The organism is Psychrobacter sp. NG254, assembly GCF_015277735.1.
Classification (GTDB): Bacteria; Pseudomonadota; Gammaproteobacteria; order Pseudomonadales; family Moraxellaceae; genus Psychrobacter.
Map to the genome: position 1 here is coordinate 303,340 of NZ_JADHDA010000003.1, position 12,905 is coordinate 316,244.

A 12,905-nucleotide genomic window follows, 5' to 3' on the forward strand; every position below is an offset into this window, starting at 1 on the left:
ACTTAGGAAGTTATATGCCCAACTGGCCACCAGACCCTAACAAACGTCCCGATAATTCGGCCAATCAGCCAACGCAAATGCAGCAACCAAACTCGCCGAGTGGACAAGAATGGAAGGTGCTCGAAAACACCTTATTGGCTAGTGTGGTTGAGCAGCGCCGCGCTCGTCGCTGGAGCATCTTTTTTAAACTACTGACCTTTGGTTATATCTTGTTGATATTTTTGACCCTTGGTCGTGGGTGCAGTAGTTCGCCGACGGGTATGGACGCGGTCGATACCAGCGAGCCGCATTTGGCCGTGGTTGAACTGCAAGGCGTCATCAGTAGTGACGATGTGGCCAATGCCTATGATGTCAATGAAGCACTGAGAGACGCTTTTGCAAACAGTAACTCAAAAGCGGTGGCGCTAGATATTAACTCACCTGGTGGTTCACCGGTACAGTCTGATGAAATTTGGCAGACAATGATGGAGTTGCGCAAAGAGTACCCAGATAAAAAACTGTACGCGGTTATCGGTGATATCGGTGCTTCAGGTGCTTATTATATCGCGTCTGCTGCAGATGAGATTTATGTCAATCCATCAAGTTTGGTTGGCTCTATTGGGGTCATTATGCCAAGCTATAACGTCAAGGGCTTAATGGATAAAATTGGCGTAGAAGATCGTACTATCACTGCGGGTGAATACAAAGACATCTTGAGCTTGTCACGTCCATTGACTGACTACGAAGAAAACCATGTTGAAAAGGTGTTGGCGAATACGCATAAGCATTTCATCAACGCTGTCAAAGAAGGTCGCGGCGACCGTCTGAAAAATCCTGAACAAAACAAACTGTTTTCAGGACTGTTTTGGACAGGTGAGCAATCTATCGAGCTAGGGTTGGCTGATAAAAAGGGTAGTATTACTAGCCTTAGCAAGCAGCTGGAGCTGGATACAATCATTAGTTATAGTCCGAACGATCCGTTCCAATCGTTTATGGATCGTTTTGCCGTGCAACTGGGTGCAGGCATTGGCTCTAGCGTTAGTCTTGATGGTTTTTTACCACAAGAAGAAGGTAACGTAAAGATGCGTTAAGCGTTTAATGTTTTAGATATACTGTGTATGATTGTTGGGGCTGAGCATATAATTGTGCTCAGCCTTAATTGTATGTAATGCTAAATAAAATCCTTGTTTAAGACTATAGTCAGCGAACTACTAAACCGCTACGGTGTTACCCTCCCTAGAGGTACTATATGTACAATCTGCGGTCGGCTGCCTTGTAGCTGTTTTAGACTTCTTTGACTATAAGTCGCTATCAATGCCGCGATAGTTATGAATTTTGCTATATTAGCGATGTTTGGCTGAATGATGCTACAGCCCCAAAAATAATATATAACATAAACTATTCTACGAGAGCCTGTTATGAGTGATGAAGTAAATTTGCAGACCTTTGCTGCACTACCTGTCTCTAAAATAACCAATAAGCCTGTGCTTCATTTTGCTCATGCCAATGGAATGCCAAGTGCTGTCTACGAGCCATTTTTTGAAGGTTTGTCAGAGTTTTTTACGATTGAGTATATCGCGATGCTGGGCGACACGCCAGGCTATCCCGTAGATGACCATTGGCGCAGTCTGACTAAACAAGTCATCGATAGCGTAAAAAGTGCCTGCGAGAAGCATGGTGTTGCGCAGGTGGTAGGGGTAGGTCATTCGCTGGGCGCTATGTGTACCTTGCAGGCCACGTATCGTCAGCCTGAACTGTTTGCTCAAGCAGTGCTCATGGATCCACCTTGGCTGTATGGCAAGGTCAGTTTGACGTGGCATTTAGCAAAGACAGCAGACAGATTACCCCTCATGAACAATCGTCTGATGGATAAACTGTCACCCGCTGGCGTGTCCAAGCATCGCCGCGATGTATGGGATAGCCGCGCAGACGCGTATGAGAAAATGCGTCATAAGGGGTTTTTCAAAAACTTTGACGAGCGCAGTTTTCAAGGGTATATCGATCACGGCTTGCATGAGCGTGCGGATGGCAAAGTGACATTGGCTATTCCTAAAGCCAGTGAAGTCGCTGTGTTCCGTACCAATCCTTCTTGGTATTGGCTGGCACCAAATCGAGGGCCCAAAGTACCTGTTACATTGATTATTGGTCAAGATAGTATCTTTTTAAAGCGCCGCTTTCCGCAGCAAATCAAGTCACGTTTGGGTATTCCTTATGAAACGCATGAAGGGGGCCATATGTTCCCACTTGAGCATCCACAGTCTGTCTCAACGCAGGTGCTAGGATTGATCAAGCAGCAACTGTCGAAATAAAAGCAACATATCATTAGTCATGCTCGTAATGGATATGAGCTGCCAGAGTATTTTTAAGTGATACCCTTATGCCAAAAAACGTAACTGCTCCATCTGATATGACTGCCTCACCTAAGTCTCCGCCCATCTTTTCACGCTTGGGTACATTTCTGCTAACAGTAGGGATGGTGTTTGCATTTTTTGTCAGTCAGTTGATAGGCATCTATGTCGCGGGCAAGCTAGTATTACCTGCTACCCAAAACGCATCGATAGGGAATATATTCTTTTTTGGCGGTAATGATGGAACGGTTGTGAGCCTCTCCATAATGGTAGGTTGCGTGCTGCTGTTGGCAGCCAGCATTTTTATCATTCGCTTAAAAGGCGGCGATTGGCGGCAATATTTGGCAATAAAGCCGTTTTCACTGTCGGTGGGTATGGGAATGCTTGGGCTGTTATTGATCTTTATGATTGTCAGTCAGGTGCTCACGTATCTGCTGGATATGACGCCGCTGGACTTTGTAGATCCTCTCTATCAGTCAGTCAGCTCGGTATGGCTATTGGTTTTTGCGATGGTCATCGTTGCACCCATTTATGAAGAGGTGGTCTTTCGCGGTATATTATGGTCAGCCATTGCAGAACAGTTCACAGCACCATCATATTCAGCGAATTATGGTGCGATAGTTGCGAGTATGATAACGAGTTTGATATTTGCCATTATTCATGTGCAGTACGGCATTTATGAAATCAGTACCATCGTTGTGTTGGCATTGATATTTTGCTACGCACGTATTAAGTCCGGCTCGCTACTACTGCCAATCGTGTTACACATCGTCAATAACGGTGCAGCGATGTGGCAGTATGTCGCGCAAGCAGCCTAAGGTTTGAATATCAAACAGACCCTAACTAAGATACATGCCAATATGATGATTGGCATATGAATTCTGTCAAGCCAGCTATAGTCGATTCAATTTAAAAATAGTACAAGGCAACCGAGCGTAGATGTATATTTAATACTTCAAGCGAGTTTAACGCAGTAATACTTTTATAGTGGAATGACTATACATGTAGCCAATAATAGATAGAGATTGGGCTAGGCATCAGGATTGAGCGCCAACACTTCATCGGCCGCTCGTTTAACATCATCAAGCGTTAGTTGAGGTTTACCACTCAACGCTTGTCGCCATTTGCGCGCACCCGTCAGCCCTTGAAACAGTCCTAAGTAGTGTCTCGTCATCGTGGGTAGCGCTTCGCCTTTCTCGATTTGCTTTTGTATATAAGGATAAAGCCGCGCCAAAATGTCCGAGCGTTTGGGTATTGCCTCGCCCCATAAGCTGTTGGCTTCTGCTAGCAGGTAAGGGTTGTGATAAAACGCGCGCCCAATCATCACGCCATCGACATGCTGCAAGTGTGTTTTGATGTCTTCAATCGTATCAATTCCGCCATTGATTTCGATATCCAGTTCAGGAAAGTCCTGTTTTAAACGGTACACATCCTCATAACGTAGCGGCGGTATTTCGCGATTTTGCTTTGGGCTCAGCCCTTGCAGCCATGCGGTACGCGCATGTACGGTGAATCGCGTACAGCCAGCGTCTGCCACTGTCTGCACAAAATCCACCATAAACTCATAGCTATCAAAATCATCAATACCAATACGATGCTTTACGGTCACTGGTATGTCGACGGCGGCTTGCATATGCTTGACCAAATCAGCAACGGTCTTAGGCTCTGCCATCAGACAGGCACCTATTTTGTTATGCTGTACGCGATCCGAGGGGCAACCAACATTAATGTTGACTTCATCATAGCCATATTTCTGAGCAAACTCGGTGCACTGTGTCATCTCATCAATATCAGCGCCGCCAAGCTGCAAGACAAGTGGGTGCTCAAGCGTATCAAAGCGCAAGTGCCGTGCGCGATTACCATGAATCAATGCACCAGTGCTGATCATCTCGGTATATAAATACGTATGCGGGTTAAACAGTCGCGCAAAGTAGCGATAGTCTGTTGTAGTCCAGTCGATCATAGGAGCGACTGAGAGGCGTTTGTTGGTCATATCAACCATGGTTATTGAGCCTTAATATTCGTGTCTTAAATAAATGGATAAGGTGCAATGGATGAGCGATACCATTGCACCTTAGTGTCAATCATTGTACGTATACCGTCTGATATTTATGTGACGACGTGATCAATCTTTTTGAATTCAGGAAGATTATAAAAATACATGCCCATAATGATACCGATAAAGCCAATAAACACAATGTAGAGTGCAGGTGAAAAGCTGATCAATGTGGTGGCATAGCCAAGTCCAAAAGGTATCAGTACTCCAACGACACCGTAAGTAATATTATAGCAAAAAGCGATACCCGTCAGTCGTACATTGGTGGGAAACAATTGTACTAAGATGGCTGGCACCATACCGACGATACCTGAACAGAATCCTAAAAGCGCATACATGATCAAGATATAATCGCCGCCTGCTTGCAGATGATAAAAGAAGGCTAGTATTTGGGCGATTAAGAGAGTAGAGCCAATGACCAGTATTTTGCCAAAATTTTCGTGGTTAGAGATCATTCCATAAAATATGCAGCCGATAATCATGAATACGATACCCAAGCTATGGGAAAAACCAAATAAATCACTGTCTAAGGTAAAGTTAAGCTCTATCAGATCCGGTAGTAGTAGTACGATGACAGAAGTCACGCTGGATATCACCAAAGTGAGTACCATGCCCACAAATATACTGTGCTTACAGCGTTTAAAAAGCATGGTGAGCGGTTGGCGTGCCGCTTTGCCAAGCTTAGGCTTATCTAATGCAAGGAAAAATGGTGTCTCTCCAACCAGTCGCCAGAACGCTAGTGGCAAAAAGCTCAATACCGCAGCAACCAAAAACGGTAAACGCCAGCCATAATCAGCCAACTGTACCGACGTCATAAAGCTAGACAGCCACATAAAAAATGCATTAGAGAAGAGCACACCTACCAAAAAGCTGGCCGTCACGTAGCTACAGGCCACCGACAGATACTGCCGAGGTACGTGCTCTGCGACAAACACCCAAGACAAGGGCACATAAAGACCAAATGCCATGCCCTGTATGATTCTGAGTAAAATAAACAAAATGGGTGCAATAACGCCCCACTGCGCATAAGTTGGCAACGCCGCCATGGCGAGCAAACTACAAGCGGTTACGAGTATGCTGAACAATAGTGTCGGTTTTCGACCAATGATATCGCCATATCGACCAAATAAAATACCACCAAAGGGACGAGCCAAATAACCGACGACAAACAGCCCCAACCCTTGTAGCTTAGCCACATTTGGATCGGTATCAATAGGAAAAAACGCGGCCGACACGATATCTGCAATGTACAAATAAATCAAAAAATCAAAAAACACCACAGCACTGATAGAGCTAATAAACAGTACCGTGTTTTTGTCTTTGGTCGACATTAACGCATATTGAGAACGAGATGGCATAATAGATTACGTATCCACAGAGTAAAGTGGTCATTAAATCGGTGGCCGCTTGGACAACCGATCATGATAAAAAACTGGCAAATCATTCGGTTATAAAGAATGACTTGCCAAAACAATAGGTCTAGAAATAGTAAATTTTGGTGTTTTAGACTGAAGTATGTCCGAGAAACGGTTGACGTACTCAGTTCAATACGTGCAACTCAACACTTCCAATTTAATATAATCAGGACAAGAAGATCTGTGCACTATAAAAAGGAAAACAAGGTAAGTTTCCAGCAGTCTTTAGCAATATAGATACAGCATGCAAAAAACGTACCGTATTCGCATGCCGTCGCAAAATCTCTGATTAAATAAGTGTTATTCGCTTAAGTAGTGTTATTAATAGGGATAGCGTTTTGTCATTAAGGATATGGCAGGTTAATGGGGTTATAGTAACCAGTCAATTGGCAGCCAAGACATAATGGTCAGCCAAACATGGTCACTTATACCGACTTTAGGTTCTGAGTCATAGACGACTTCTTTGTCATTTTCCATGGTGTGCCATTGCAAGCTGCCATCATCTAATAGCTTGACCTCGTACGCTTGATTCAACAAATCATCGCTTAAAGCACCATGTAGCTGTTTGGCAAGTTCATCATCATTGATAATGACACCCATTTCAGTATTGATGTTAGCAGAGCGAGGGTCAACGTTGTATGAGCCAATAAACACTTGATAGTCATCAACGGCAAACGTTTTTGCATGCAAGCTGGTCGATGACTGACTACGTGCGCGCCACAGCTTATTATCACGTTTTTCTTCAGCAGCGGTTGATTTTAGCTCGTATATTTTGACACCTGAGCGCAACAGATTCGGTCGCCATTGGCTATAGCCAGAATGCACAGCGGTGACATCGGTTGCATCAAATGAGTTGGTCAAAATCTTGATATCGACACCCGATTCAGCCAGTTTTACCAAGGTATCGACGCCATCTTTGGTCGGTACAAAATAGGATGAGATAATCGTTAGTTTCTTGGTTGGACTACCGAGCAACGTCCGCAATTGGTGTACCAAGTTGCTGTCGGTAGGGACGCTTTTGCTCAGTTTGCCGACGTCATCACTCAAGAACTGCATATCCGTCCAGCGAAAGGGTACCCGTTTATTGATCAGATCACTGTCTATCGTAGAGTCTTTGATGGCCGCTTTATAGACTGTCAAGCTACTACCTTCATTGTTTTCTTCATCAAGCCCCAGCTTGTCCAATGCGGCTGGAAAATTAAGGGTCACATCCTTATCAACTTTGGCCAATGTCTCAATATCAAACGACAAAGAAGATGACCAATAACTGTCAAAGCTGTTGTCAATATCGGCGACCACTTTACCGATTAGCAGCACATCCAAATCTGCAAACTGGCTACTTTGGTCATTACTTAGGTATTCATTGCCAATGTTGCGACCACCAATGATGGTAATCTGCTTATCAAAGGTCATGCTCTTGTTGTGCATCCGGCGATTGATTCGTGGCAACCCTGTGACGTAATTCAACGTCGGAATTTTACGATGCATCAGCGGATTAATAATGCGTACAGCGATATTAGGATGACTGGCAAAACGTAGTAGGTGCTGGTCAAACTTGGCACTGTTATTAAAATCATCCAACAATAAACGCACGATAACACCGCGCTCAGCGGCATCCCATAAGTCTTTTAAGAGCAGTTGACCGGCCTGATCATTATGCCAAATATAATACTGTGCATCGATATTGCGCGTGGCCATATCAGTCAAGATACTACGAGCGGCAAACGCGTTGGCGCCAGTCACTATCGGATGATAACCTGACAAATCGGGGTGGATATCACTCTGAGCACTGATGGCGGACACCAGATCCGTCTGAATCGTCTCACTATTATCGTTTTGATATAGCTCATGTACACGTTCTGATAACGCTTGGCTTTCAGGCAGATGCGGCTGCTTGGGCAAGCTTTGGCATGCACTCAAGGCCAAGGTCAGCCCTAGTGTTAGACTCAATAATAAGTGGCTTGATTCTAGACTGAACAGTGACATAACAAATTTACCTTAGTGAGCCTAAACATACTGATAAACAACTTATTAAAGGGTTTGCGCAATTTTCAAACATGACAATGGTGACGGTTCTACCCTAATATCAATTAAGGCTGCGTCCAAATCGTCGCTAGCTTAACAGCTGTTGTGATATCTGCCTATTATAAATACGTTATTTTTGTTAGGTTTTACTCACGAAACCATTGTTTTTTAAGTAGTGTTTAAATATATATGTGGAGAAATTTAATCGTTAGCATTTGGGGTTTTTAGGTATGCAAAAATAATATTTAGGTGCTATCTGAAACCAGCTGTGCGGAATAAGTCGACATGATATGATAACGCTGAGGAATTCGGTCGATAATCAGAAGAATAAGCAGTCATTTTACCTTAATTAAAATACCATCCAATAACATATTAACCAAAGTAACGGAACGTTTATGAGTCAGTCGCAAAACCACGATGAGAATAGTTTGAACCAAAAAAAATCAAACGATGGGTTAGATTCAAACTGGCGCAACGATGCGCTAGATTTAGATCTGGACTATGGCATGCAAACCATTGCAGTGCGGGCAGGTCAACATCGCACGGATGAGGGCGAACACTCAGAAGCTATTTTTACCACCAGCTCTTATGTTTACACTTCAGCTGCCGATGCCGCCGCGCATTTCAATGGAGAGAAGACGGGCAATGTCTACTCTCGTCATACCAATCCAAGCGTGCGCACCTTTGAGCGTCGTTTGGCCGCACTAGAGAACGGCGCGCGTGCGGTGGCAACTGCTTCTGGTATGGGTGCAATTTTGACCATGTGCTTGGCATATCTCAAATCAGGCGACCATCTGCTCGCAGCCAACCAGTTATTTGGCTCATCTATCGGTCTGTTCAACAACTATATGGCCAAATTCGGTGTTGAAGTCAGCTATGTTGATTGCTTCGACAATGACGCATGGGCCAATGCGGTTCAACCGAATACCAAGGTGATCTATTGTGAAAGTCCAAGTAATCCATTGGCGCAGATTTGCGATATTGGTTATCTGAGTCAGCTATGCAAAGCAAATGATATATTACTCGTCGTCGATAACTGCTTTGCGACACCAGCCTTGCAGCGCCCATTAGACTTGGGTGCGGATGTGGTGATTCACTCTGCGACCAAATACTTGGATGGACAGGGTCGAGTGCTGGGCGGTGCGTTAGTTGGCAGTGATGAGCTGATGCAAGAAGCGTTTACTGTTGTGCGCTCAGGCGGTATCAGCATGAGTCCGTTTAATGCTTGGGTATTTACCAAGGGGCTTGAAACACTTAAATTACGTATGCAAGCACACTGTCAAAATGCCAATCAAGTCGCAGAATTCTTGGTCAATCACCCTAATGTGAGCACGGTACATTTCTCCGGCCTGAGTGACCATCCTGCGCACGAGCTTGCCACACGTCAGCATCATATGAAAGGTGGCTATGGTGCTATCATGGGTTTTGAAGTTAAGCCATCTGCTAGCCTTGACTCAAAAGCGGCTGCGTGGCACGTGATTGACTCAACTCGAATGGTTTCTATCACCAATAATTTGGGTGATGCCAAAACCACGATTACCCATCCTGCGACGACCACTCACTTTCGCCTGACTGCTGAGGCTAGAGCAGAAGCTGGCGTCAAAGATGGTCTGATTCGTCTGTCGGTAGGTCTAGAAGATGTAGACGATATTATCAAAGACTTAGCACGTGGTTTAGACAGTTTGTAAAGATAGCGGTATAATGCCGTCAGTATTTTATTTTAAACTTTAAAGTATCCCATTTATTATTATAAGACAAAGAGGCAACTATGAACATTCAAGCATTGATGCAACAAGCACAAACGATGCAAAAGAAAGTAGAAGCAAACGTTGAAAATGCCAAAAAAGAGCTAAGCAACAAAGAAGTGCATGCAGAATCGGGTAGTGGTCTGGTCAGAGTTACCATGACCGGTCGCCATGTGGTCAAGCGTTTGACTATTGATCCAAGCTTGCTCGAAGATGAGCCAGATATGATCGAAGACTTAATTGCTGCTGCGATCAATGATGCGGTTCGTCAAGCGGATGCACTATACGAAGAAACCATGGCTGGCGCGACTTCAGGCATGGGTCTGCCACCAGGTATGCAGGGCATGTTCTAAGCGTTAAATACTTCATACTGAAGACAAAAATGGGGTTGTTATCGACACGATACGACCCCATTTTTATAGCTACGATTTATAAATTCAGTTAGATAAAGTCAACTAAAGGAAGCTACTTTGCTTACAGCCAAATTTGATCAGCTTGTCAAACAGCTGCGTATCTTGCCTGGTGTCGGTCAAAAAAGTGCCCAACGAATGGCATTGCATCTACTCAGCAAAAAACGCCCGCAAGGACTGTCACTGGCCCAAGCGCTTGATGATGCCATGCGTGATATTGTTGAATGTCAGCGTTGTCATAGCTTCAGCGATGATGCGGTTTGTCCACTATGCCAAGACCCTAGGCGTGATGACACTTTATTATGTGTGGTCGAGACCGCAGCAGATGTGATGGCGATTGAGCAAACCGCTGGCTATCGCGGCCGTTACTTTGTGCTGGGCGGGCATTTATCGCCGATTGACGGTATCAGTGCTGACGACTTAAATATTGATCAGCTGGTCTGGCGAGTCAAGCAAGAGCCTGTGGAGGAGTTGATATTGGCCACAGGGACGACCGTTGAGGGGCAGACCACCGCTCACTTTATCCGTGAGGCAGTGAGTCGTCATGTCAATAAAGTGACACGTCTGGCGCAAGGCGTGCCGATGGGCGGCGAGCTTGAGTATCTTGATAGTATGACGCTTGGTCAAGCCATGCAAAATCGCTCTTTCTTATAATCTCTTTATATTCTACTTATCTCATCAAAGTGTCGACCACTTTATTGCCTGAAATTGCTATAATTGTTTTCCCTCTTTATTTTATTAAGACGCCGTTTAGCGTTTTATTTTTTCTATTTATGCAGGTATCTGCCCGTGTCCAACAACACTTCAAACGCTACAGCTTATTCAAACCCTTCTGATATCAATGATGGTCTATTACAGGAAGTAGCCAATACTGAGTTAATGTCAGCATCACCATCAGAGCCAGACGTTCATACGCCTGATATTGCGGCGCTTGATCTTGATGTAATTGATATCGATGCATTATTGGATATTGCTGATGACGTTGCTATTACTTGGGTACGTAAGCAAAGTGAACTGGCTGAGGTCATCGATGCCTTGGCCACTTGCGGACGAGTGGCATTGGATACTGAGTTTATCAAGCGCGATACCTATTATCCACGTTTGGCACTCGTACAGTTGAATACAGGTGACCATGTTTATTTATTAGACGCCCCGCAGCTGCAATTGGCTGAGCTGTGGGAAGCGCTACGCAAAGTAGATGTGGCGATTTGGCATGCTTGTGGTGAGGATTTAGGGATTTTTTATCTGCTGTCTGGTTGTCCACCGCTGACCAACATTTTCGATACGCAGATTGCATTGTCTTACTTAACAGGACAGTTGCAAATGGGCTATCAGCAGGCATTGGCAGATCAGCTAGATATGCATATTGATAAAGAGCAGAGCCAGTCTGACTGGCTCCAGCGTCCCTTATCAGAAGAGCAAGAGCAGTATGCGATCGATGACGTGCGTTATTTGCCAGCGTTGTATCTTAGCATCGAGCACGCCCTGAAATCGCAAGGGCTATACGATTATGTATGGGCTGATTGTCAGCTTTATGCCAGTGATTTATATAACACGCAGCATATTGAAGATGAAGCGGTATACCTGACGATGGCAGATTACCGCTACAACTCACAAGAAATGGCAATACTAAAAGACGTTGCCACATGGCGTGAGGAGTTGGCGCGCGCGACCAACCAGCCGCGTACGTTTGTGATTAAAAAGCAAGCCGTCCGTGAGATTGTTACCGAAAAGCCAAACAGCATGCGCGAGTTGTCAAATAAAACGACCATGCACCGTAGTATGCTACGAGTCTATGGTGAAGAGTTGCTTAAGATCGTCAGAGAAGCCAAAGCGTTGCCATCTGCTGAGCATCCTGCTTGTCTGTTGCCGCCATATCGATCAAAAAACAAAATACTCTCAAAAGCGGTGCAGCAGGCGATTGATGATCATGCACAAACGATCGGCGTACCTGCCAGCGTGTTAATGCGCAAAAAATGGCTAGGACAACTGTATGAAGTTGTGGCTTTTGATAAAGATATCAGCGAACTACCGCAAGGACTCAAAGGCTGGCGCAATGATTGGGTGATTCAAACCTTAATTCCAGTCATTAATAAACACAAAACCGAGCTACAGCAGGGTATGGGCATCCATGCTTGATAAGGCAAAGATCAATAAGATAACACTCGATAAGAGTGAGCACCTCTGTCTAAGCGTCTTTTCAGGTTTTAGCGTTTAAATCGTCCATGTTCTAAAAAGTATCTGGTCTGCTCAGCGACCTCTGGGTTCACGAGCATCCCAGTATGCGAGGCGAGTAGGACGATATGGTCCGCTGCGGCCTCAATCTTGGTTTCCTCTATATACACGGTCCCGTCATGCACAAGCTGCTCGTTAAGGGGTGGCTTGTCAGATTTGCGCAGCTTGCTATTATGATATTGCAAAAACAGCTGACCCATACCATAAGGACGGTTGCCTGCAATCACGCCTAGCGTAATATGAGCTGGTAAGGGCGCAACGGTTCCATCCAAAGCATCGACATAGGATCGACCTACGACAGCAGGAGTCAGTCGCCAGATATAATCGGCACAGACACTGCCTACGTGCGGTGTCCCTAGGGTCACACAACGTCCAATTTGCCATTTAGGATACTGAGCGACGAAATCACGAATAATCAAACCGCCTAAGCTGTGTCCGACCAGATCTATGGGCTGATCTGGGTGATGGTTGTTTTCTAGCCAATCATTTAGACGTGCGCTATTGGTTTTGATACCATCACGCATACTACGGTAGCCAAACTGATGAGTATCAAATCCTGCTGCTTGCAGGCGCTTAGCCAATGGCCGCATAATCCATGCGGTTTGATGCAGGCCATGTATCAGAATGACGCGAGTTTTTGGTGGCATAGCTGCTCCGACATAGTGAAATTGATTTTGTAATTTTGGTAAATG

Annotated in this window: 11 protein-coding genes; 7 read left to right on the forward strand and 4 right to left on the reverse strand. The window is 44.9% G+C overall.

Annotated features, from left to right (window positions below):
* Positions 1-14: 14 nt before the first annotated feature.
* The 3 genes from sppA to IP510_RS06690 all read left to right on the forward strand — a co-directional run bounded on the left by sppA (position 15) and on the right by IP510_RS06690 (position 3,145).
* Positions 15-1,070: a signal peptide peptidase SppA gene (sppA, locus tag IP510_RS06680; protein WP_194363987.1), complete on the forward strand. Its 1,056-nt coding sequence runs from the start codon at positions 15-17 to the stop codon at positions 1,068-1,070.
* Positions 1,071-1,397: 327 nt separating this feature from the next.
* A complete protein-coding gene (locus IP510_RS06685; protein ID WP_194363988.1) occupies positions 1,398-2,288 on the forward strand; it encodes an alpha/beta fold hydrolase in 891 nt (296 codons plus the stop codon).
* A 68-nt stretch (positions 2,289-2,356) separates the two neighbouring features.
* Positions 2,357-3,145: a CPBP family intramembrane glutamic endopeptidase gene (locus IP510_RS06690; RefSeq protein ID WP_227669544.1), complete on the forward strand. Its 789-nt coding sequence runs from the start codon at positions 2,357-2,359 to the stop codon at positions 3,143-3,145.
* A gap of 212 nt (positions 3,146-3,357) precedes the next feature.
* Here the strand turns inward: IP510_RS06690 and dusA are convergent, their stop codons facing one another.
* From dusA to IP510_RS06705, 3 genes are all read right to left on the reverse strand, one after another.
* On the reverse strand, positions 3,358-4,329 hold the full coding sequence (dusA, locus tag IP510_RS06695; protein WP_194363989.1) for a tRNA dihydrouridine(20/20a) synthase DusA: 972 nt from the start codon (positions 4,327-4,329) through the stop codon (positions 3,358-3,360).
* Positions 4,330-4,436: 107 nt separating this feature from the next.
* Positions 4,437-5,741: an MFS transporter gene (locus tag IP510_RS06700; protein ID WP_194363990.1), complete on the reverse strand. Its 1,305-nt coding sequence runs from the start codon at positions 5,739-5,741 to the stop codon at positions 4,437-4,439.
* 426 nt (positions 5,742-6,167) lie between these two features.
* A complete protein-coding gene (locus tag IP510_RS06705; RefSeq protein ID WP_194363991.1) occupies positions 6,168-7,784 on the reverse strand; it encodes a phospholipase D family protein in 1,617 nt (538 codons plus the stop codon).
* 434 nt (positions 7,785-8,218) lie between these two features.
* On the opposite strand from IP510_RS06705, the gene IP510_RS06710 reads away from it, so the two are divergent.
* The 4 genes from IP510_RS06710 to IP510_RS06725 all read left to right on the forward strand — a co-directional run bounded on the left by IP510_RS06710 (position 8,219) and on the right by IP510_RS06725 (position 12,117).
* Positions 8,219-9,511, forward strand: a complete 1,293-nt coding sequence (locus IP510_RS06710; protein ID WP_194363992.1) for an O-succinylhomoserine sulfhydrylase — start codon at positions 8,219-8,221, stop codon at positions 9,509-9,511.
* 80 nt (positions 9,512-9,591) lie between these two features.
* The gene (locus tag IP510_RS06715; protein ID WP_194363993.1) at positions 9,592-9,921 is read left to right on the forward strand and encodes a YbaB/EbfC family nucleoid-associated protein; all 330 of its coding nucleotides are present in this window, start codon (positions 9,592-9,594) and stop codon (positions 9,919-9,921) included.
* A 117-nt stretch (positions 9,922-10,038) separates the two neighbouring features.
* A complete protein-coding gene (recR, locus tag IP510_RS06720; RefSeq protein WP_194363994.1) occupies positions 10,039-10,632 on the forward strand; it encodes a recombination mediator RecR in 594 nt (197 codons plus the stop codon).
* 135 nt (positions 10,633-10,767) lie between these two features.
* Positions 10,768-12,117: a ribonuclease D gene (locus tag IP510_RS06725; protein WP_320154184.1), complete on the forward strand. Its 1,350-nt coding sequence runs from the start codon at positions 10,768-10,770 to the stop codon at positions 12,115-12,117.
* Between the two features lie 68 nt (positions 12,118-12,185).
* Here the strand turns inward: IP510_RS06725 and IP510_RS06730 are convergent, their stop codons facing one another.
* Positions 12,186-12,860 (reverse strand): esterase/lipase family protein, encoded by a 675-nt coding sequence (locus IP510_RS06730; protein ID WP_194363995.1) that lies wholly within the window; start codon positions 12,858-12,860, stop codon positions 12,186-12,188.
* Positions 12,861-12,905: the final 45 nt, after the last annotated feature.

What these genes read in the sequence shown, in the direction of transcription:
- IP510_RS06730 (WP_194363995.1), bottom strand. Translation starts at nt 12,860, where the DNA reads ATGCCACCAAAAACTCGCGTCATTCTGATACATGGCCTGCATCAAACC.
- IP510_RS06700 (WP_194363990.1), bottom strand. Translation starts at nt 5,741, where the DNA reads ATGCCATCTCGTTCTCAATATGCGTTAATGTCGACCAAAGACAAAAAC.
- sppA (WP_194363987.1), top strand. Translation starts at nt 15, where the DNA reads ATGCCCAACTGGCCACCAGACCCTAACAAACGTCCCGATAATTCGGCC.
- dusA (WP_194363989.1), bottom strand. Translation starts at nt 4,329, where the DNA reads ATGGTTGATATGACCAACAAACGCCTCTCAGTCGCTCCTATGATCGAC.
- IP510_RS06685 (WP_194363988.1), top strand. Translation starts at nt 1,398, where the DNA reads ATGAGTGATGAAGTAAATTTGCAGACCTTTGCTGCACTACCTGTCTCT.
- IP510_RS06705 (WP_194363991.1), bottom strand. Translation starts at nt 7,784, where the DNA reads ATGTCACTGTTCAGTCTAGAATCAAGCCACTTATTATTGAGTCTAACA.
- IP510_RS06715 (WP_194363993.1), top strand. Translation starts at nt 9,592, where the DNA reads ATGAACATTCAAGCATTGATGCAACAAGCACAAACGATGCAAAAGAAA.
- IP510_RS06710 (WP_194363992.1), top strand. Translation starts at nt 8,219, where the DNA reads ATGAGTCAGTCGCAAAACCACGATGAGAATAGTTTGAACCAAAAAAAA.
- IP510_RS06690 (WP_227669544.1), top strand. Translation starts at nt 2,357, where the DNA reads ATGCCAAAAAACGTAACTGCTCCATCTGATATGACTGCCTCACCTAAG.